General features: G+C 35.5%; 26 protein-coding genes. 13 read left to right on the top strand and 13 right to left on the bottom strand.

Going from position 1 to position 20,872, the window contains the following annotated elements; translation table 11 throughout:
- Nucleotide 1: 1 nt before the first annotated feature.
- The 4 genes from WH267_RS21815 to namA all read right to left on the bottom strand — a co-directional run bounded on the left by WH267_RS21815 (nt 2) and on the right by namA (nt 4,023).
- Entirely contained in the window at nt 2-1,930 is a 1,929-nt protein-coding gene (locus tag WH267_RS21815; RefSeq protein ID WP_340010963.1) for a type VI secretion system Vgr family protein, read from the bottom strand.
- Nucleotides 1,931-2,063: 133 nt separating this feature from the next.
- The gene (tssD, locus tag WH267_RS21810; RefSeq protein ID WP_115969457.1) at nt 2,064-2,468 is read right to left on the bottom strand and encodes a type VI secretion system tube protein TssD; all 405 of its coding nucleotides are present in this window, start codon (nt 2,466-2,468) and stop codon (nt 2,064-2,066) included.
- A 193-nt stretch (nt 2,469-2,661) separates the two neighbouring features.
- Entirely contained in the window at nt 2,662-2,940 is a 279-nt protein-coding gene (locus WH267_RS21805; protein WP_123318194.1) for a DUF2752 domain-containing protein, read from the bottom strand.
- A gap of 30 nt (nt 2,941-2,970) precedes the next feature.
- A complete protein-coding gene (gene namA / locus WH267_RS21800) occupies nt 2,971-4,023 on the bottom strand; it encodes an NADPH dehydrogenase NamA (RefSeq protein ID WP_340010960.1) in 1,053 nt (350 codons plus the stop codon).
- A 100-nt stretch (nt 4,024-4,123) separates the two neighbouring features.
- On the opposite strand from namA, the gene WH267_RS21795 reads away from it, so the two are divergent.
- Complete coding sequence (locus tag WH267_RS21795; protein WP_115969451.1) at nt 4,124-4,606, top strand: cytidine deaminase; 483 nt, start codon at nt 4,124-4,126, stop codon at nt 4,604-4,606.
- 246 nt (nt 4,607-4,852) lie between these two features.
- Here the strand turns inward: WH267_RS21795 and WH267_RS21790 are convergent, their stop codons facing one another.
- The 8 genes from WH267_RS21790 to WH267_RS21755 form a co-directional block, all read right to left on the bottom strand.
- On the bottom strand, nt 4,853-5,161 hold the full coding sequence (locus WH267_RS21790) for a barstar family protein (RefSeq protein WP_115969449.1): 309 nt from the start codon (nt 5,159-5,161) through the stop codon (nt 4,853-4,855).
- Nucleotides 5,158-5,778 (bottom strand): Zn-dependent protease, encoded by a 621-nt coding sequence (locus WH267_RS21785; protein WP_123318192.1) that lies wholly within the window; start codon nt 5,776-5,778, stop codon nt 5,158-5,160. The genes WH267_RS21790 and WH267_RS21785 overlap by 4 nt, the downstream gene beginning before the upstream one ends.
- A 72-nt stretch (nt 5,779-5,850) precedes the next feature.
- The gene (locus WH267_RS21780; protein ID WP_340010959.1) at nt 5,851-6,159 is read right to left on the bottom strand and encodes a GIY-YIG nuclease family protein; all 309 of its coding nucleotides are present in this window, start codon (nt 6,157-6,159) and stop codon (nt 5,851-5,853) included.
- 62 nt (nt 6,160-6,221) lie between these two features.
- Nucleotides 6,222-6,737: a ribonuclease domain-containing protein gene (locus WH267_RS21775; RefSeq protein ID WP_340010957.1), complete on the bottom strand. Its 516-nt coding sequence runs from the start codon at nt 6,735-6,737 to the stop codon at nt 6,222-6,224.
- 89 nt (nt 6,738-6,826) lie between these two features.
- A complete protein-coding gene (gene nadE / locus WH267_RS21770) occupies nt 6,827-7,621 on the bottom strand; it encodes an NAD(+) synthase (RefSeq protein WP_340010956.1) in 795 nt (264 codons plus the stop codon).
- Between the two features lie 13 nt (nt 7,622-7,634).
- Nucleotides 7,635-8,168: a GNAT family N-acetyltransferase gene (locus tag WH267_RS21765; protein ID WP_340010955.1), complete on the bottom strand. Its 534-nt coding sequence runs from the start codon at nt 8,166-8,168 to the stop codon at nt 7,635-7,637.
- Nucleotides 8,169-8,174: 6 nt separating this feature from the next.
- Complete coding sequence (locus WH267_RS21760) at nt 8,175-8,696, bottom strand: GNAT family N-acetyltransferase (protein WP_340010954.1); 522 nt, start codon at nt 8,694-8,696, stop codon at nt 8,175-8,177.
- 10 nt (nt 8,697-8,706) lie between these two features.
- On the bottom strand, nt 8,707-9,345 hold the full coding sequence (locus tag WH267_RS21755) for a leucine-rich repeat domain-containing protein (RefSeq protein ID WP_340010952.1): 639 nt from the start codon (nt 9,343-9,345) through the stop codon (nt 8,707-8,709).
- A gap of 52 nt (nt 9,346-9,397) precedes the next feature.
- On the opposite strand from WH267_RS21755, the gene gldB reads away from it, so the two are divergent.
- The 9 genes from gldB (at nt 9,398) to WH267_RS21710 (ending at nt 18,073) form a co-directional block, all read left to right on the top strand.
- Nucleotides 9,398-10,384 (top strand): gliding motility lipoprotein GldB, encoded by a 987-nt coding sequence (gene gldB, locus WH267_RS21750; protein WP_340010951.1) that lies wholly within the window; start codon nt 9,398-9,400, stop codon nt 10,382-10,384.
- Between the two features lie 78 nt (nt 10,385-10,462).
- On the top strand, nt 10,463-11,365 hold the full coding sequence (locus WH267_RS21745; RefSeq protein WP_340010949.1) for an ABC transporter ATP-binding protein: 903 nt from the start codon (nt 10,463-10,465) through the stop codon (nt 11,363-11,365).
- Between the two features lie 11 nt (nt 11,366-11,376).
- On the top strand, nt 11,377-13,575 hold the full coding sequence (locus WH267_RS21740) for a thioredoxin-like domain-containing protein (protein ID WP_340010947.1): 2,199 nt from the start codon (nt 11,377-11,379) through the stop codon (nt 13,573-13,575).
- A 24-nt stretch (nt 13,576-13,599) separates the two neighbouring features.
- Nucleotides 13,600-13,926 (top strand): gliding motility protein GldC, encoded by a 327-nt coding sequence (gene gldC / locus WH267_RS21735; protein WP_115969435.1) that lies wholly within the window; start codon nt 13,600-13,602, stop codon nt 13,924-13,926.
- Between the two features lie 105 nt (nt 13,927-14,031).
- Nucleotides 14,032-14,823 (top strand): T9SS type A sorting domain-containing protein, encoded by a 792-nt coding sequence (locus WH267_RS21730; RefSeq protein WP_340010945.1) that lies wholly within the window; start codon nt 14,032-14,034, stop codon nt 14,821-14,823.
- Nucleotides 14,824-14,967: 144 nt separating this feature from the next.
- Nucleotides 14,968-16,107 carry a cystathionine gamma-synthase gene (locus WH267_RS21725; protein ID WP_047492187.1) on the top strand — a complete coding sequence of 380 codons (1,140 nt, stop codon included), beginning with the start codon at nt 14,968-14,970 and terminating at the stop codon, nt 16,105-16,107.
- A 67-nt stretch (nt 16,108-16,174) separates the two neighbouring features.
- On the top strand, nt 16,175-16,621 hold the full coding sequence (locus tag WH267_RS21720) for a GNAT family N-acetyltransferase (RefSeq protein WP_115969431.1): 447 nt from the start codon (nt 16,175-16,177) through the stop codon (nt 16,619-16,621).
- A gap of 98 nt (nt 16,622-16,719) precedes the next feature.
- A complete protein-coding gene (locus WH267_RS21715) occupies nt 16,720-17,232 on the top strand; it encodes a DinB family protein (protein ID WP_115969429.1) in 513 nt (170 codons plus the stop codon).
- A gap of 250 nt (nt 17,233-17,482) precedes the next feature.
- The gene (locus WH267_RS21710) at nt 17,483-18,073 is read left to right on the top strand and encodes a hypothetical protein (RefSeq protein ID WP_340010939.1); all 591 of its coding nucleotides are present in this window, start codon (nt 17,483-17,485) and stop codon (nt 18,071-18,073) included.
- On the opposite strand, the gene WH267_RS21705 is transcribed toward WH267_RS21710, so the two are convergent.
- On the bottom strand, nt 18,064-18,204 hold the full coding sequence (locus WH267_RS21705) for a hypothetical protein (RefSeq protein WP_340010937.1): 141 nt from the start codon (nt 18,202-18,204) through the stop codon (nt 18,064-18,066). The genes WH267_RS21710 and WH267_RS21705 overlap by 10 nt on opposite strands.
- A 21-nt stretch (nt 18,205-18,225) precedes the next feature.
- Between WH267_RS21705 and WH267_RS21700 the strand changes: the two genes are divergently transcribed.
- The 3 genes from WH267_RS21700 (at nt 18,226) to WH267_RS21690 (ending at nt 20,768) form a co-directional block, all read left to right on the top strand.
- Nucleotides 18,226-18,774: an L-threonylcarbamoyladenylate synthase gene (locus WH267_RS21700; protein WP_115969425.1), complete on the top strand. Its 549-nt coding sequence runs from the start codon at nt 18,226-18,228 to the stop codon at nt 18,772-18,774.
- Between the two features lie 190 nt (nt 18,775-18,964).
- The gene (locus tag WH267_RS21695) at nt 18,965-19,309 is read left to right on the top strand and encodes a nuclear transport factor 2 family protein (protein ID WP_340010936.1); all 345 of its coding nucleotides are present in this window, start codon (nt 18,965-18,967) and stop codon (nt 19,307-19,309) included.
- 37 nt (nt 19,310-19,346) lie between these two features.
- Nucleotides 19,347-20,768 (top strand): CCA tRNA nucleotidyltransferase, encoded by a 1,422-nt coding sequence (locus tag WH267_RS21690; protein WP_340010934.1) that lies wholly within the window; start codon nt 19,347-19,349, stop codon nt 20,766-20,768.
- Nucleotides 20,769-20,872 lie beyond the last annotated feature (104 nt).

Raw genomic sequence — 20,872 nt, 5'->3', positions numbered from 1 at the left:
ATCAGAAAAGTTTAGATTTCTCAGCACTGTTGAATTCCACTATTTTTCCGCTCTGCATAGTCATATTTTCTACCTCGCTAAACATGGAAATTTCACCTGCTATTTCGTGAGAAGTTTCGGATTCTCTTTTGAATTCCTTATCTACAAGTTCGGTTCTTGTATCTGAAGATTCTCTGATATCCCCGGATGCCGTCTGCATAATATCTTTTCCGGCTGTAGAATTGATGTCTTCATTAGCTGTACTGGTAATGCTTGCCCCTGCATCAATGGAAATTTCTTTTCCTGCGGTAATATTAATATTCTCTCCTGCATTTAAAGTGAAATTTTTAGGAGCTTTCATATTGATATTCCCTTTTCCATCCATGAAATAGCTGTTTCCGCTTGGATCCAGGATGGTTACACTCCCTTCATCATCATTCAGTAAAATTCTGATTCCGCTTCTGGTTTGTATAGATTTTAAATGATTATTGATACCACCTCCTAAAGCGACTCCACCATGAAACATTCCTCCCATCACGAAAGGTCTGTCCGGATGACTGTGAACAAAATTCACCATCACCTGATCACCTACTTCAGGAATTGCTACATATCCTCTATTTTGAGATATCTGGTCGGTTCCCCCTGCATCCGGGCTCATCATACGGATAAAATGAGTTGTATCATTGGTCTGCCAGTCGAACCTTACCTGTACCCTTCCCTGTCCTTCCGGATCAATATTGGAGATTACAGTTGCCGTCTGTGGTTCTGCCTTTGGCACCATATACTCCGGTCTTGGTAAAAATCCTGTATCGGCAGCAATTCCTACGAAGCTTCCCTGATAATGACCAATTGTGTCAATTTCATGCTCTGCTTCTGTAATCATGATTCTCGTAAAGTAGGAAGTCTCATTTGAATCCGGTTTACGCATCTGTATATCAGCCACACAACCGGGATGCAGGAAAGGCACTGTTGTATTTCCTGAAATGGTAAAAACATTCACGGCCTCACTTCCGGAAGCACTTTTCTGTGAATATTCAACATCCAGATGCGTGGTTGCTTTGATCGGAGCCATTTGCAGCGCTGGTGTTTTATAAATTGAATCATTATGACTGTATGCTGTTTTAGCAAGGTCTCCAACATGTTTGATGGGAGTAGTACCTGAAATCAGTTTTTCATTTTTATTACTGTTATAACCGTAGAATTTCGGTTTGGTGTGAACCGCTTTTAATTCCACTTTTATATCGTGGGCACTGCTGCCATACGTCAGGGTAATAGCTTTATTCTGGGGCGGAAGTTTTCCGAAATGCAGTACTTCACCGTCATAATAGAACTGTTCGCCATAAGCTTCTGCCATTCTTGCCAGATAATTGTAATGGGTTTCATCATATTGGCTACTGTAGATAATCTGTGAAAAATTATTCGCATCTATCCTGATATCGAAACGGCTTTTATCCATTCCCTGTTTAATGACATCTTCTGCAATGATCCCCATATTGACAGGTTGGTTTCCGCCAAAACTCTGAATATGCGGGGCACCATCCAACAGAACCGTGGGGCTGCTACCCGTAAGTACAATATTTCCCAGACTCATTTTTTCCTGGCTGAATCCTACTCCTGTAATCACTCCTACGAATGTTCTTTCAGGGCTGTTGTCTATATCTTTGTATGAAATAATAGCAGTAAGACGTTTCCCAAGGAATTTATTAGCATCTTCCAGTGAATGGGTTTGCTTTTCTTCCAGGGTATCATGGGCTAAGGTCAACGTAAACTCATGATGCCTTTTTGTACTTTGTTTAAGTTTGAAATGTTTATAGTATTTGATAATCTTTCCTTCTATAACGATGGAAAGCTTTACCAGACGATTAATTCCTGTATGATGATTTTCAGATATACCATCCGCATTCTGTGTAGGACGGAATGAGGCATTGGATATTCCAGGTGTGCTTGACATATTTTGCTGTGATTTGTTTTTAAATAGTGTTTAGTGAGACGGGAATTTAAGGTTCCTGTCAGAATATGGTTTTAATAAGGTAAAAAAGACCGTCTTATGAAGACAGTCTTTTTATTTTTTAAATAACAGAGACTTAGCTGTTGGGCCAAAGTCCTGCATATTCAGAATTACCATAAGTAATGGTTTCAGCACTTATCACAAAGCTGATCAGCATATTATTGCTGTCTATTGCATCAAAATCTACTTCGTGTTGGATTACGTATCCGTTCTCCCACTTCAGGTTGATTAATGTACCTTCTTCATGAGATTTGTTGAAATTAATTTCACCTGTTGTAGGCTTATATTTACTGTTGAGTAAACTTTCCAAAACATCAGATTTTTCTGTTGCTTCAATAGTTACTTTAATCAGTGCATTAGACGGATCTGATGCTACACGTCCTGAAACATCTGTTGCTCTTGAAACGCTGTAATTAAGTTTTAATAACTTCTGACCTTCACCTCCATTGAATTTTAAGATTCCTCTTGAATTTCCTGCCATATTCTTAAATTTAAATCATTAACGATAGCCCTGTTTAAAGGATTTCTCATAACAAAGATAGACTTCACGTTCTAATCTCAAAAGTTTTCAGACAAGAGTTTCAAAAATTGTAGTAGTTCTACGACTTTAGACTTTTTAGAATTATATAAAACTCAAAAAACGGCTTTAATATTTAATATTTTAAAACATATAATTAAAAATGTTTATAAACATAAGAAACAACCATTATCACAAGATTGATCACAACTAGTGTCATAAGAACAGAAGAGTACTTTCTCTTTCTATCTATAAAGCTTAATCCAAGCATGAAAAAAAACAGCAATACTGTATATACGGCCGGATACATTTGAAACGCTTCTGAAAATCTGCCTTCAAAGACCAGAACAATGGCACGCTGAGCACCGCATCCCAGGCATTCCACTCCCAGAAATTTCTTACTCGGGCAGGCCAGCATGAAGTCTTCTATATTCATTTCCTTAAGAATTAAGATGTTCTGATATTATTATGATGAGATTTTGGCTCTGGTATATTGATGTGGGAAGAAACAGTCTTCTTTCATTTCAAAACTTCCCTGAACGGCAAGATATGGATTTCTTAATATTTCTCTGGCTACAAAAATCAAATCTGCTTCCCCATTCTGAAGAATTTCCTCGGCCTGTTCTGTTTTTGTAATTAAACCTACAGCTCCAGTTTTCACACCAGCTTCACTTCTGATCTGAGAAGAAAAAGGAACCTGATAGCTATTGAAAACTGAAATTTTTGCTCCATGGATATTTCCACCACTCGAAACATCTACCAGATCAACAGAATGCTCTTTTAAAATTTTTGCCAGCGCAACACTATCCTGAATATCCCAACCATTCTCAGCATATTCTGTACCGGAAATTCTTACAAAAAGGGCTGTATTTTCGTTCAGCTCTTCATTGATAGCATCTACAATTTCAATAAGAAAACGGGTTCTGTTTTCAAAGCTTCCCCCATATTCATCGGTCCTGACATTGGACAATGGTGACAGAAACTGATGGATAAGATATCCATGCGCTCCGTGAATTTCAATGACATCAAAACCAGCTTTTACAGCTCTTTGTGCAGCGTTTTTAAAATTTTGAACCTGCTCTTTTACCTCATCAGCACTCAAAGCATGCGGAATTCTCTCTGACGGATGATAAGGAATAGAACTTGGTGCTATAGTTTCCCAACCTTCTTCCATCGGGATCTGCAGATTATTCCAAGTGGAACCTTTTCGTCCTGCGTGAGCCAGTTGAATTCCGATCTTGCTGTCTGAGTTTTGATGAACAAATTCTACAATCCGTTGGAGTTTTTCAACCTGCTCATCATTCCAGATTCCCATGCAGTGATTGGTAATTCTTCCTCTCGGTTCTACTCCTGTAGCTTCCACCACAAGCAAACCGGTTCCTCCCTGCGCTCTGCTTCCGTAATGCACAAAATGGAAGTCATTGGCCATCCCGTTTTCACATGAGTACATACACATGGGAGACATTACCCAACGGTTTTTCAATTCTACATTCCTGAGTTGTATTGAAGTATATAACATTTTATGGTCTTAAAAAATTGAACTTTTCACTGGAAGAATAAAATATTGCCCACCTCATTAAAAAAAGCTAATTTTACCCCCCTTTTTTAGTCTACAATATATGAAAAAAGACATACAGATCAGTTACGAATATTTTAAAAATAGCAGCGAACTGAGCGATATAGAAAAACAATTATTTGAAAGAGCCAAGGAGGCCCGCGCAAAAGCTTATGCACCCTATTCACAATTTTTTGTAGGATGTGCTGTGTTGCTTGAAAATGGAGAAATATACTCCGGAAATAACCAGGAAAATGCAGCATTCCCATCAGGACTTTGTGCAGAGAGAACTACTCTTTTCTGGGTAGCGGCCAACTTTCCTGATGTGAAGGTAAAAAAGATCTTCGTTGTGGGTGGTCCTAAAGAGTTTCATGAGAAAAACCCACCAATCCCACCTTGTGGAGCTTGCCGTCAGAGTTTGATAGAATACGAAACCAAGCAAAATGAGAACATTGATCTTTACTTTTCAAGCATGAATGAGGAGGTTGTGAAAGTTCATGCAGTGAAGGATTTGTTGCCTTTCTATTTTGATGCGACGTTTCTATAAAACGAAATTGTAGAATTGCATCACATGATTTTAAATTAGATATTCAGCTTTTGCTGTAATATTAAAAATAATATGGACTTACATTTTATGGTAAGTCTTATATGATTAGACCAACAGAAGTTCTGTTGGTTTTTTATTTGGATAGTCAAGTTGGAAATTTTCCTGATTAAGCAGATCTTTAAAAATTATTAGAAAATAAAAAGGTTGTCTTATTTCTAAAACAACCTTTATTTTTTACATTACCAATTAGTCTTCTGTTTCCTCTTCGTCTTCATCATCTTCATATTGCTCCAGGTAGTAGCTAAAAGTGAAATCTTCCACTTCTTCTTCCGCATCTTCTAATGTTGTTAAAAGATCTTCAAAGATTTCAAGCTGATCTACCGTCATATTCACGAATTCAAAGTGAAGCGGCATTTCAAGGCTGCCGGTAATGGTATCGAAAAGCGCATCAAGGTTATCTCCGAAATGCTCAGGAAGCTGAATCTTCTCTTTCAGCTGAGCATAAAAATCCTCGTAATCGCCTATGTCTGTAAAATCTATATATACTGTCTTCATATTGAACTAAATTTCCAATTTTTACTGATTAAAAAAGTTTTGCATTTTTTACAAAAATCTGTTTCTTCATTGGTAGGGTTTTTACCTTCCGCATCTCTCATAAAACACATTTTTTCCGGGCAATGTGGCAATCCCTGTGTATGTCCAAGTTCATGAATGGCAATCTTATAAAACTGTTCATCCGAATTGATCTTGTTCAACCTAAAGTTTGAAGCTACACAAGCTTTTCCAGGTCTATATCCCAAACCCATTACACCAAAATCCTTTACATTCCCTTTCGTTACACTGATGTCTTTTGAAGTAAGCCCAATGGTAACAAAACCTTCCTTTGTCTCAGCGCTTAAAAACTTAATGATTGAATCTGCTCTATAACGGTTTCGCTCCTTATAATAAGCATTTCCAGGAAAGTCTATAGCATCAAGAACTTTAATATTAGGATACACTTTTCTAATTCCCTCAGTTACTTTTCCTACTTTTTCAGAAGGTATATCTCTGAATGGCTGAATCAGTATGGTTATTGCAGCCTTTTGTTCCTGTTGTTTTACAGTCTTTTGTTTTTCTGAGCATGAGAATATCAGAAATAAAAACAGTAAATAAGCAAAACTATTATTTTTCAAAATTACTACTTATCTTAATTTAAATGCAAATTATATATTGATCATTGCGAGGAGCGAAGCGACGAAGCAATCTCAAAAAACATTCATAATATCCTGAATACTGTCTGATAGGTCATTCCAGTCAGGATTTATGCTATTAATTAAGTCTAATTTCTTTTGCCTTGATCCCGCTTTTATTTGTTTTTCCCTAGCAATTGCATCTCCTATTTCCTGAAAAGATTCCCAATAAACAAGTATATATAATTTATATCTTGATGTGAAACTTTGTGTGTAATACGCCTCTTTATGTTGCTGAACACGTTTAGGCAGATTTGATGTTACCCCGGTATAGAGAGTTGTATGATTTTTATTGGTCATTATGTAGATAAAACCTGCTTTCATATGTTTATAGGGTTTACAAGCATTAAGAGATTGCTTCGTCGCTACGCTCCTCGCAATGACAATTACTGCTTTTCAAAACTCTTATAATGGTTTTTGGTAAGATAAACGTCTCCATTTTTAGTATAAATAATCCGGTCTGCATTTCTTCCGCCACAATCGTAATTGACATCAGCTTCAAAATATTTATCTCCATCCGGTAACCTTCTTTCTCTGTTTCCAAATTTATCTCCACCAATAGCTTTTCCAGGAAGTACTTCACATAGATTTCCTTTTGAAGGATTCCAGCCCTGTTTTCTGGCTTCGTTTTTTGTAATGTAGTAATCCGGAAGCTTATGGTTTTCTTTTACGTAACTGATCACCGTTTTTTCTTCAGTCAGTTTTTCAATAGAAACCTGTGCTGATGAATTTCCGGTAGTATACTGATCTTCTGTGGAAGCACTTCCATAGCTTACATTCTCAGTTTTAACCGAAGATGAACCATCTTTACTTTTAATGAAATTATTATAGATATACATCACCGACATTCCGAAAAGAAGGCCCAGACATATAAAAAATACGGCTCTTATTCTGCTGTTCATAATAACAAGGTTTAATGTTACAATATATCAGTCTAGCAATGTAACAATGATTGGCAATCTATTACATTACTAGACTGGGTATATCGTATTTATGATTCTCTCCAGTCTTCAGGAATATCACAAACCGGGATAGGGTCCATCTTATGTTTTGCAGCCTTATGCATTCTGTCAAAGATCAGGAATACTTCTTTGTCTCTGCCTTCATAATCTTTAGCTGTTTTGGTTCCATATTCTTTCTGAATTTTTTCCAACTCAGGATAAGTGGCACCAATCTGCTGCTCATCAGTACGGTCCACATCCCAAAGTCCGTCTGTAGGGATGGCTTCCTGAATACTTTTAATAAGGTTTAAACCTTTTGCTAAAGCGTAAACTTCTGTTTTATAAAGGTCCCCGATCGGAGATACATCTACTCCACCATCACCATATTTGGTATAAAACCCAATTCCAAAATCTTCCACTTTATTTCCGGTTCCGCACACTAAAAGCCCGTTAAGCTGGCCATAATAATAGAGTGTAAGCATTCTCAAACGAGATCTTGTATTGGCAAATGCCAGTTTTTCATTTGGGTACAAATCATCATGTACATCAAAAGTTTTATAAAGCTCTTCAAAAGCTGGTGTTAGATCTACAGACATAATTTCCACATTGGGAAATCTGGATTTCAGGTCATTCATATGATCCTTAGCTCTGTCTACCTGATCAGCTTTCTGGCGGATCGGCATTTCGATCAGTAAGGTTTTCAGCCCAGTCATAGCTGCCAGTGTAGAAACAACTCCGGAATCTACTCCTCCGGAAACTCCTATTACATATCCGTTTACTCTGGCTTTTGTGGCATAATCTTTTAACCAGCCCACAATATGATCTATTGCTTTCTGTGTCTGCATCGTTTATATTTTTTTAGTCTATTCCAAATTCTTTGGGATATTTTACCCTCCCTTTTTTATTTTTTAATCCGTCTTCTACCAGCTCAATGGCCATTCCGTTTTCTTCAGGAATGTCAAACGGAAATGAAATCCCAAAATTACTTGTTTTTTCGTAACCAAACCTTGGATAATATTCTTCATGTCCAATTAAAATTACCGATTGGTATCCTAACTTTTGAGCTCTAAGATGACCTTCACGAATTAATTGTCCGCCAATTCCCTGGTTTTGAAAATCAGGGCTTACAGAAACGGGAGCCAATGCCAATGATTCAAAAGCTTCTGAACCATTTTCAATCATAAGCTTTGTAAACAAAATATGTCCGGCAACAATACCATGTTCATCCTCAGCCACCAAAGATAACTCAGGAATAAATGCCTCAGATTTTCTTAATTTTTCAACGAGAAAATGTTCCTGATGGTCACTATGTTCCATGTCCCTGAAGGCTTCTTCTGTAAGTTTAAAAACCGCCTCATAATCTTTTACCTCTTCTTTTCTTATTGTTATCATTGTATATTAAAGATATTTTTCACGTTTCAGTTCATACCAGGAGCATTTAACTCCTGAGTCTTCAAATTCGCCTGTATTTTCAAATCCCATTTTGTTTAGGATATATTTAGAGCCTGTATTTCCAGAATCTGCAAAAGCATATATGGAATCTGCTTTCAATTCATTAAAACCATAATCAAGGGTAACTTTTGCCGCCTCCCATGCATATCCTTTACCCCAAAATTCCGGAATAAAGCGATATCCAAGATCCAGAGTTTCTACATATCCGTTTATAGGTTCTTTTAATAACTTTAAACCACACCATCCTATGAGTAAACCACTTGCTTTTTCAATAACAGCAAGCCGCCCGACTCCGTTTTCTTCGTATTGTTTTTGGATCATTCTGATGACTTCCTTCGATTCTTCTTTGTTTTTCACTGGAGGTCCCAGGTATTTCATTACCTCAGGATCAGAATCCATAAGGAACATCCTTTCAAAATCAGTATCTTCAAGCTTTCTTAAAATCAGTCTTTGAGTTTCTATTTTCATACTATTAGTTTTATTCATTGGCTCCAAAAATTGTAACATCTGTCTTTACACCTTTCTTTATATCCGCATCCTTCATTTTATTTCCTTCTACATTAAGTGTTTGCAGAGCAGGATTTCCGGAGATATCAATTTTAGAGATCTTATTGTGTTCTACATTCAGTCTTCTTATACTTTTAAGCTGTGACAGATCTATTGCTTTTAATTGATTTAAAGATAATGTTAATTGGTCAATTTTTGGTGTTTCTTTCAATGAAATAGCCTCCAAAAGGTTATTATCCATATATAAAGAAGTCAGGTTTTTCAGGTTTTCGGCTTTAAATGACGTTACTTTACATCCTGTACATGAAAATAGGTTCAGCTTATCCATATCTTTCAGTATAATGGACGAAATAGTATTATCATCCAGCATAATCATTTTAGCATTTTTAAAAAACTTCAGATCATCCGTGGAAGTAATTCCTTTCTGCACCAGAAACAGATTATTGACGGCTTCAGCTTCGGGCTGACTGATCGTTCCGTCTTTATTTAAGTCGAAATTTTCAACAACTGCCTTTTCCAGGTTTTTATCTTTAAAATCAAGCTTTTGAGACCTACATAAAATAAATACTGAAATAAACAGTAGGGTTGTAAATATTTTAATTTTCATCATGAATTTTCCATTTAATCCTTACTTTTGTAAACTTTAAATCCATGTAAAAATAATGAAGATTTTCAGATATATTGCCCTTTCGTCTATTTTAGTTGTAGGATTCAATTCCTGTAAAAAAGAACCTGAAAACCAATGGAAAATAGAGGTAAAAGATACTACCGAAAAAATTGAAATGACGGATATTTCTAAAGAACTTTATAACCCCAATATTCCGTTGGATCAATTTAAAGCTCGGTTTCCGTGGTTCCAGGGAACTGTTTCTGATGCTGATTTCTCCAAAAGAAGAGCTGATGCTGAAGAAATTAAAATCTATAAAGAAGCTATTGGAAAAATAGACCAGGCTAAATTGCAGAAAGAACTTCAGGATTTATTTTCACATATCAAACATTACTTTCCACAGTTTAAAAGCCCAAAAGTATATCTGTTTTCATCAGCCTTACAAATGGTTCAGGATCCTATCTTTTATGATGAAGCGAAAAATCTTTTATTTATAGATGTCACTGGCTTTATGGGAGATGGAAATGTACATTATAAAGGATTGGAGCTTTATTTTCAAAAATCGATGAATCCACAGAATATTGTTCCTAAAGTTTCTCTGCTTTTTGCTGAAAATATTGTAACGGAATCTCCGGATCATCAAAAATTCATCGACCAGGTGATTCTTAACGGAAAAGTGATGATTCTACAGGATGCATTCCTTCCGGATTTTCCGGATTATCTGAAAATGAATTATACTAAAAAACAGTATGAATGGGCCACTTACAATGAAGCTAACATCTGGAATTATTTTGTAGAAAGCAATCTGTTATTTGGAGATGATCCAAGACTGGGAGAACGTTTTATTGCTCCGGGACCATTCTCAAAGTTTTATACTGAAATAGACAATGAATCTTCTCCACAAATCGGAATTTTCACAGGATGGCAGATCTGTAAAGCTTATCTTAAAGAAAAGCCTGAAACGAAACTAACTGACTTCCTGAAAAAGGATGCCACACAAATTTTTAACGAATCCGGTTATAAGCCGCGTGTAACAAAGTAACCTTTACTTCATACCTATATAAGACTTTTTGTAACTACAGAAAGTCTTTTTTTATAACCAAAACTCACACAGATATCTATGGAAAATTTAATCAATATCCAGCATCTGAACTATGGATTTACTCAAAATAAGCTTATCCTTAAAAATGTAAGCCTTTCTGTTCCCAAGGGAAGTATTTTCGGCTTTTTAGGAGCCAACGGAGCCGGAAAATCTACAACAATGAAGGTAATGTTGGGTAATCTTCCGGATGAAAACAATTCCATCGAAATTTTTAATAAAAATCTTACTTCACTGTATCCTGATGGTTTTCAGAAAATAGGCAGTTTGATAGACAGTCCTGCTTTTTATGATCATTTATCGGGCTGGGATAACCTTATTATTCTATCCAAATTAAGAGGTCTTCCCGATTCGGAATGTGAGCGGGTTTTACATCTCGTGGATCTTTGGGAAAACAGAAATGTAAAAATGAAGAAATATTCATTAGGAATGAAGCAAAGGCTGGCTATTGCAATGACACTTCTTGGGTCACCGGAACTTTTAATTCTTGATGAACCAGTAAACGGCCTTGACCCGAACGGAATGCTGGAAATCCGTGAATTATTGTTAAAACTAAATAGAGAAAAGGGAATCACCATATTTATTTCAAGCCATTTATTACAGGAAGTAGAAAAAATGGTGACGCATCTTGCCATCATCTCCAACGGCTCTATTAAATTTTCGGGAAGTGTTGAAGAGCTCAACTCCTATTACCGTCATAACCGTGTGAGAATAGGATTAAATGATTCCTCCGTTTTTATACAATATATTCCGGAGAATTATTCTCCACAGATCATCGATCATCAAACCATAGAGATCACTGTTCAGTCCCGAGAGGATATTATCAATCTTACCAAAATCCTGGTTCTTAAAGATGCTGAAATCTTTGAGATCAGAAACAGTGCAGGACTGGAAGACTGGTTCATGGAAATCACCAAAAACTAAAATCAGCCCCAATGAAAAAATTAATAACATTAGTTCATACCGAATGGCTTAAAATAAAAGGATTAGGATTAGTTTACCTGGCATTGATTATGGGACTTTTAATTCCTTTTACAGGTTTTTTGTTCCAAGTTTATGATCCACGTTTCCTCACCTCTGAGGATTTACCTTATTCTGTTTTCGAAGAGGCTATTACCGGAAATTTTAAAGCATTTTGTATGTTTCTGCTACTGCTTTATATTGTGATTGCTGCTAACAGAGTTGCACAGGTTGACCACAAAAATAATGGCTGGCAGCTTATGGAAACACAGCCAATCAGTAAATTCCAGCTTTATTTTTCAAAATATCTGATTGTACTGATTTTAACCTTTATTTGTATTATTTCTTATCTGGGGTTTACTATTCTGTTTTCCTTTCTCGATTACTATATAAACCCTCATGAGGTAAAACTGCTCACTTTTGATATAATATGGGTTTTAAAAACATTTTTAAGATTATGTGTTGCCGTAATGGGAATTGCAGCTCTTCAATTGTGCGTATCTGTAGTTTTTCCAGGTTTTATCTGGGCTTTTCTTATAGGAATCCTCGGACTCATAGTTAACACATTTTCTTTGGTTCAGAGAATTACGCTTCCTTACTGCCCTTACAATTCCCTGTATATCTTATGCAAAACACCCAATATAAAAAGTCTGAATCATTTTATTACCTACAGCGAATATTTAAGCTTATTCTGGGCCATTGTATTTCTTATTATCGGGTATTTCTGGTATAGAGGAAAAGGTTTTAAAACTGCTTTTTTAAATAGTAAAAAACAAATCGCTTTTTCATCGGCCTTCATCATCATAACTGCTGGGATATTTTTTATTTTGCAAAAGCCTAAACCTTATGTAAGCAAAGGTTCAGAAGTAGTGATTCAGGGAACAATAGAAACAGATCTGAAAATAGATTCGGTGAAGATTTTCTCCAAAGATTTTCATAAAAAAATGGGGAGTGCAGCCATCAAAAACGGTACTTTTTTATGGGAAACCAAACAACAGATTCCATTTGACCAATACAGCCTTGAATTTGGAACTAAAAAAATTGATTTCATGATGGGAAGCGGTGATCATTTTAAGATTGAGATCCACTGCAATGCTTCCAATATTGATTATTTCCTTACTTCCAACCGATCCGCAGAGCAGGAATATAAAAATAAAGAAGACGGATTTGGATATGAGTTCTCCTACGCTATTAAACAACAAAAGCATAATGATGATCCGAAAAAATTTTATGAACTGGCCCAGGCTGACTGGAAAAAAAATATTGACAAGCTCAGCCATTACACGGATACAGAAAACAATGCATTATCCGATGAATATTTAGCCTATAGAAAACAACTATTGGCGATCCAATATTTAAATGAAATCAACAATTACAGAAAAATGACATCATGGGACGACTCAAAATTCGCAGCTCCAAAAGCATTTTTAAATGAATTGAATTCCAGAGTTACCAACCCAACCGCTCTGTTAAACAAAAATGATGACTACCTTCAGTATAAACTGGATCAGATGCTTACAGATAAAGAAAGATTATCCAATCCGGACAGTATTCTTTTTGTGAAACTCAATGCCTTACCCAACAATATTAATAAAGACCGTTTATTAACTAAACATCTTGTAAAAAGCATGGAACTGGAATCTGACAGTACATCCCGAAATCAGCTTTTTGCAAGAGAATTTAAATTGCTGAATAATACCGATTATAAAAAATTAGCAGCTTTCAAACTTGAACAACTCAATATATCTCAAAAAGGAGCTCTGTTTCCGGATTTAAAATTCCTTGACGCTCAGGGAAAGGCTCATCTTCTGTCAGAATACAGAGGGAAATATGTAATCATTGATCTATGGGCAACCTGGTGTGGGCCATGTAAACAGATCCGTCCCATATTTGATACCAGAAGCCATCAGTACCGTTATTATGATAACATTCAGTTTATTTCCATCAGTCTGGATGAAAGTCAATCCAAATGGCAGAACTATTTAAAAACAAAACCATCAAAAATTCCGCAATTCTGGTTATCTGATGCCAATGAATTTATGAATAGATATAAGATACAGTCAATCCCAAGATTTATTATTATTGATCCTGCAGGTAAAATTTTCAACCTAAACAGTCCGTTTCCAGATGAAGATAATTTCATAGAAATTTTGGATAAGCTTAAGAAGTATTAACTTTGCAAAAAATTTTAGATTGATATGAGAAAAACTCAGATTACGATAGATGTAGAGCTTGATGAAAACCACGTTCCGGAAAACATTACTTGGAATGCACAGGATGGAGGAATTGAAAAAGAGGAAACAAAGGCAACTATGATCTCTGTATGGGATGATAAAACAAAGGAGGCTTTAAGAATCGATCTTTGGACAAAGGAAATGCCTGTAGACCAGATGAAAATGTTTATTCATCAGATTTTAGTCTCTTTAGGAAGCACTTACCAAAGAGCAACCGGAGAGGAAGATGTTGCACAATGGATGGAAGAAGTAGCGGAAGAATTTGCTGTAAAATCAGCTATAAAAATGTAAATCAAATTATTTAATACATAAATAATATTCACATAAGAAGGTTTTTTCATAACAAAATATTAATAAAATTATATATTTGTATGATTTTATTTTTAATATACCCTTATGAAAAAACTTTCTTTTTTTATGGTTTCATTATTTGTTTCCATTTCTTCGGTAGCATTTGCTCAGTTTTCATGTTCTGGTGCTGTTCCTATTACCAATGGTTATACAGCTTCTGGAATCACAACCCCGGGTACCGGTGCCGGCAGTCCGGAGGCATGGGTTACGCTGGCCCCGACTTGTAGTGGAGGATACAGTACATCTCAACCTACTTCTACCCAAAGCCATCATCAGGTCTTTACTACTGCTGGTGATGACTATGTTTTCTCTTATACTACAGGACCCGTTGCTGGTGAATCTGTTTCATTTGAGATCTTAACACATCAACCTTACATGGGTCTTATGGCATTCACAGAATGTAATGGCACAGAGCTTTCCGGTTGCCAGACTGGAGCTTATTCTCCATCTACCAATGCAACTTTACGGGTTACTGCCAATAACTTACCAGCCAACCAAACCGTATATTTTGGAGTAGGAATCTGGAGTACTCCGAACAATTTAAATTTTGATGTCACCAATTTCACGGTTACCCCTTCTTCTCTAAGTGTAAATGAAACAGAAATGAAGAAAAACAGTCTTGAAGTTTACCCTAACCCTGTACAGGACATTCTTAATTTTTCTAACCTTAAAGGAAACGCTGATGTAACTGTATTTAATATGCAGGGACAAAAGGTTATGGAAAAACATATTAAAGCTGATGAAACGATCAATGTATCAGAGCTGATTTCTGGAACTTATATGGTAAACGTTATTAATAACAATAATAAAAAGACATTTAAAGTCTTAAAAAAGTAATTACAAATAACGATAATACACACGAGGATAATTGATCATTTCAATTATCCTCATTTTATTAAAATCAACTTTATTTTAGTACTTTTACAATTCAGAATAGATTAGTAAAATCTTATTTCTTAAAGTAAAAATTTACAATAAATTATGAATTTTAATACCAAAGTAATTCACGGAGGGCAGCATCATGAGTCTGCAACAGGATCTGTAAACGTTCCTGTATTTTTAACCTCTACGTTTGCACAGAAAAGCCCTGGAGTACACTCCGGTTATGAATATTCAAGAGCTGCCAATCCTACAAGACAGGCGTTGGAAGATTCTCTAGCCAGCATTGAAAATGGAGCCAGAGGTCTGGCTTTCGGTTCCGGTCTTGCTGCTATCGACTGTGTTTTGAAATTATTAAATCCTGGTGATGAAGTGATTGCTGTAGATGACCTTTATGGTGGTACTTACAGAATGTTCACCAGACTTTTTGAAAAATATCAGCTGAAGTTCACTTTTGTGAATTTTGATGATGTTTCTAAAATTGCTGATGTAATCACTGATAAAACTAAACTGATCTGGGTAGAAACTCCAACAAATCCATTGATGAAATTGGTAGATATCAAGGCTGTCGTGGAAATTGCCAAAGGAAAAGATATCTTAGTGGCGGTAGACAATACTTTTGCAACCCCTTATATTCAAAGACCCATTGATCTGGGAGCAGATATCGTAATGCACTCTGCAACCAAATATTTAGGAGGACACTCTGATGTCATTGCAGGTGCTCTTATTGCTAAGGATGCTGAATTAGGTGAAAAACTTCACTTTATCCAATTTGCCAGTGGTGGTATTTTAGGCCCTCACGATTCTTATCTTGTATTAAGAGGGATCAAAACATTGGCATTAAGAATGCAGAGACACTCTGACAATGGTCTTGCCGTAGCTAAATATCTTGAAACTCACCCAGCAGTTGATAAAGTAATCTATCCGGGATTAGAATCTCACCCTCAATATGAGCTTGCAAAATCTCAGATGAAAGAATCAGGAGGAATGGTTTCATTCACTTTCAAATCCGGAAAAAAAGAAGATGCTATCAAATTCCTTGAAAAAGTAAGAGTATTCACACTGGCAGAATCTTTAGGAGGTGTAGAATCTTTAGCGAATCACCCTGCTTTAATGACCCACGCTTCTATCCCTGCAGAAAAACGTGCAGAACTGGGAATCACTGATGATCTTGTCCGTTTAAGTGTTGGAATTGAAGATGCTGAGGATCTTATCGCAGATCTGGAAAAAGCTTTTTCTTAAAATATCACAATAAAAAATGAGAAGGATTTAATATCTTTCTCATTTTTATTATCACCATCACATATCTATGAAAAATACGAGAAAAGCAGTCATTGCAGATTTGTCTCAGTTGGCTGAGCTGTTCGATCAATACAGAATATTCTATCATAAGGCATCTGATATCCCTGCTGCTGCAGATTTTCTTCAGGAAAGACTTCAAAACAAAGATTCTGAAATTTTTGTTGCAGAAGAAAATGGATTACTTACAGGCTTTGTTCAGTTATATCCAATATTTTCATCCACAAGAATGCAGCGCTATTGGCTTCTGAATGATTTGTATATCAATGCTAACCATAGAGGAAAAGGGTATTCAAAAGAACTTATCGAAAAATCAAAAGAACTATGTAAAGCTTCAAATGCCTGCGGTATCCTGCTTGAAACAGGAAAAAGCAATGACGTGGGTAATCAGCTATATCCTTCCTGTGGTTTTGAGCTCTATGACTCTGTGAATTTCTATGAATGGAGCAATTCATAAGAAATGGAAAATAAGTAATGAATAATAGAACACTATTAATCAATTCATTTACATCCGAAAAACCGAATTTTAAACCTAACTTATAATTCTCAAAAACCATGACCGATTTTCAAAAATACATCCAAAGATATTTAGACCTGATTCCTCAAGGTGACTGGCTAGCCGAATTAAAAAAAACAGAAGAAAAAACTGTGGGAATTTATTCCAATCTTACTGAAGAGCAGTCAAAGTTTGCCTACGCTGAAGGTAAATGGACTTTAAAAGGATTACTTCTTCACTTATCAGATACTGAAAGAGTTTTTCAATACAGAATATTAGCTTTTGCAAGAGGTGATAAAAACAACCTTCCCGGATTTGATGAAAATGAATACGCTGAACAATCTTTCGCCAGTGAAAGATCTCTGGAATCTTTACTGGAAGAATACAAACTGGTAAGAAAATCTTCTCAGATTCTATTGGAAACCATGAATCCTGTAGCTTTACAGTACACAGGTATTGCCAATGGCAATGAAATTTCAGTGGAAACCATAGGAAAATTGATTATCGGACATAATTATCACCACCTGAACATTATTGAGGAAAGATATTTGCCAAAAATAGGATGGATGTAATGAAATAGTAAGTTTTGGCTAAAGCCAATTGAATGTATTATTTATTGTTGATAAAGAATAAATAACACATTTACAATTTCCACATACATAAAACATCAATAAGGACGGACTTTAGCCGAAACTTAATAAATCCAGATTATTTGTACTATCCCACTTTTATTTTTAACTATTACTATTCTATTTAATAATAATTATTAAATTTATTAGAATTTAAAACTACAATCTGGTTCCAAACTCATCTATTTTCAACATGAGATCATTAAAAAAACTAGACATTACAAAAAGTATTCAATCTAAAAAGTTAATCTTTGAAGAAGAGTGGTTGGATCAATTTGATAATTTGATATTATATGTTCTTTTTTTAATGTTAGCAGGAATTTCTATATGGGGATTTAGAAAAACCATACTATCACTTAATAATAGTCTGGAATATACTATTCTAGTTTGCTTATTTTTCTCTAGTTTATATCTACTATATTGTAAGTTCACCGAAAAACATTTAAAGGAAGTTAAATTTAATATTTCAAAAAATGAAGCAAAAGATAGAATTATCAGATATGCTCAAAAGCGCTACAGAATATCCAGACCTGCCAATAATCTAATATATCTTAACGAACCAATAGACTTATACAGTCCAGGAATTTATGAGCAAACAACAATTATCTTTTTCAAAGACCATTCTATCCTTTATACTTTAATCAAAGAAGGTTCTAAATCTAATTTTCCAGTATTATTATCTCAGTATTTGATGAGAATGGATCTTAAAAAAATTCTCCAACAGAAAAAGATTGAAACGAAAGCTAAAAATAAAGGTTATTTCAGTTCTCTGTTTCATGGATAGATCTCCTGATCTATTAGTTTGATCTTTATAGCCCCTCCATCCATTTTATCCAAAATTAAAAACTTCAATACACTGTCCTTTTTATCCTCATTTTTTTGTTCAAAATTCACAGATTCTCTACCTTTATCCATTGTTTTGAATACATAAAAAATATGGAACCTATTATTGAAATATTAAAATCTGGCGGAACGATTCTTTACCCTACTGATACCATTTGGGGAATTGGTTGTGATGCGACCAATATAGAAGCTGTCAACAAAATTTTTGATATCAAAAAACGCGAGAAAAATAAATCTATGATTATTCTGGTAGAATCTGAAAAGAGACTTCAGGATCTGGTAGATGTTCCCGAAATGGCATGGGAAATTATTGATTTAAGTGAAAAACCGGTAACTATTGTTTACGAAAACCCAAGAGGTTTGCCTAAAGAATTATTAGCAGAAGATGGCAGTATCGGAATCAGATTGGTAAAAAATGACTTTTGTAAAAAACTAATCACTAAACTGAACAAGCCATTGGTTTCTACATCTGCTAATTTCAGTGGTGATAAAAGCCCGTTGAAGTTTTCGGATATTTCTTCAGAAATTATTGAACTTGTGGATTATGCTGTGGAAGAAGACAGAGATAAGGTTTCAAAATATTCAGGATCCTCAGTGATCAAAATCTGGAGCGATAACAGGATCAAAGTTCTTAGAGAATAAAAAGAACGCCAGAGGATGGAATCAGGAAGTTACTGAATTCTAATGTGAACTTCCAGCCTCTGTCTTCCAACTTCCTTACTTTAAAATTCAGGGTAATAGATTTAATTTTTAGAGTCTTGTCTGTTCATATCGGCAGGATTTCTTTTTTTTAATTCTATCTTTGCAAAATCCAACTTGTAAAATACATGCTATGAATCATCAGGAATTCGCTCAAACATGGATAAATGTCTGGAACTCTCATGATTTGGAGGATATCCTCTCCCACTATTCCGATGATATTGAGATTACCACTCCCATGATTGTCATGGCTACCGGAGGAAGAGAAAGTTCTTTGAAAGGAAAAGACGCCGTTCGTGAATATTGGAGAAAGGCATTGAATAAATTTCCTGATCTGTATTTTGATCTGATCCATTCCACGGCAGGAGTAAATTCTGTAGCATTATTTTATAAATCCATTATGGATAAACGCGCTGTAGAAGTGATGTTTTTTGATGAAGAAGGAAAAATAAACAGAATGTACGCTCATTATGACTAATGAACGGAATTGGTAGAAATTGACGCTATTATAAACGATGAAAATTAATCTTACTCAAAATAAGAATTTAAAACTTTTTAAAATAATTTCTGAAGCTGCAGAAAAGAACAACCAGTCGGTATATATTGTCGGTGGATATGTCCGTGATCTTCTGATGAAGAGAAAGGCATCTACGGATATAGATTTTGTAACTGAACAAAGCGGTATTGAACTGGCTCAGAATGTGGCTCAGGATATTGATCCTAAATTAAAGGTTTCTGTATTCAAAACCTATGGAACCGCTATGATTAAATATAAAGATCTTGAGCTGGAATTTGTAGGTGCAAGAAAAGAAAGCTACACAGAAAACAGCCGAAAGCCGGAAGTAGAGGGCGGAACTTTGGAAGATGATCAGAAAAGAAGAGATTTTACCATCAATGCGATGGCCATTTCTCTGAACAAAGATAATTTCGGAGATCTTATTGATCCGTTCAACGGAGTTGAAGATCTTGAAAAAGAAATTTTAAGAACTCCTTTAGAACCTGCTCAAACCTATTCTGATGATCCTTTGAGAATGATGAGAGCAGTGCGATTTGCCTCCACCTTAAACTTTACGATTGAAGAGCATTCTTTAGAAGCCATCAGGCAGGAAGCAGAAAGGATCAAGATTGTTTCTATGGAAAGGATTATGGTGGAATTTAACAAGATTATGTTATCTGAAAAACCTTCTGTAGGATTAAAATTAATGGAACAAACAGGGCTTTTAAAGCTTGTTATTCCCGAATTGATCGAGCTTAAAGGTGTAGAAGAAGTTGAAGGACAAACTCACAAAGATAATTTCTATCACACTCTTGAAGTAGTAGATAATATTTCTGTGAATACCGATAACCTTTGGCTGCGTTGGGCTGCTCTGCTTCACGATATAGGAAAGGCCCCTACGAAAAAATTTGTGGAAGGTACAGGATGGACGTTCCATGGACATGAATTTCTGGGTTCCAAGATGGTAAAAACTCTTTTCCAAAGATTAAAATTGCCATTGGGAAGTGATATGAAATACGTTCAGAAGATGGTAAAACTTTCTTCCAGACCTATTGCCCTGATTACAGATGATACTTCAGACTCTGCATTAAGAAGGCTTTTATTTGATGCTGGGGAAAACCTTGAAGATCTGTTTACACTTTGTAAAGCAGATATCACGACTAAAAACTCTAAAAAGCAGGAAAAGTTCAAGAAAAATTTTGAATATGTAGCTGTTAAGATCAAAGAGGTAGAGGAAAAGGACCAGGTAAGAAACTTCCAACCTCCTATTACCGGAGAAGAGATTATGCAAATGTTCAACCTTCAGCCAGGCCGCGAAATCGGTATTTTAAAGGAAAAAGTAAAAGAAGCTATCCTTGAAGGAGAAATACCTAATGAAAAGGAAGAAGCTACAAAATTTGTCATTGCTGAAGCTGAAAAGCTGGGATTAACAATGAGCTAAATTTTCACTCAATAATAAAGTAAAGCTGGATAATGAAAGATCATCCAGCTTTTTTTATGCCTCAATGAAGTATATACCAAAGCCGGGCGGGTTCTAAAGAACCC

The sequence above is a fragment of the Chryseobacterium sp. MYb328 genome (genome assembly GCF_037572595.1).
Classification (GTDB): Bacteria; Bacteroidota; Bacteroidia; order Flavobacteriales; family Weeksellaceae; genus Chryseobacterium; species Chryseobacterium pennae.
This window is presented reverse-complemented; position numbering and strand designations above follow the sequence as displayed.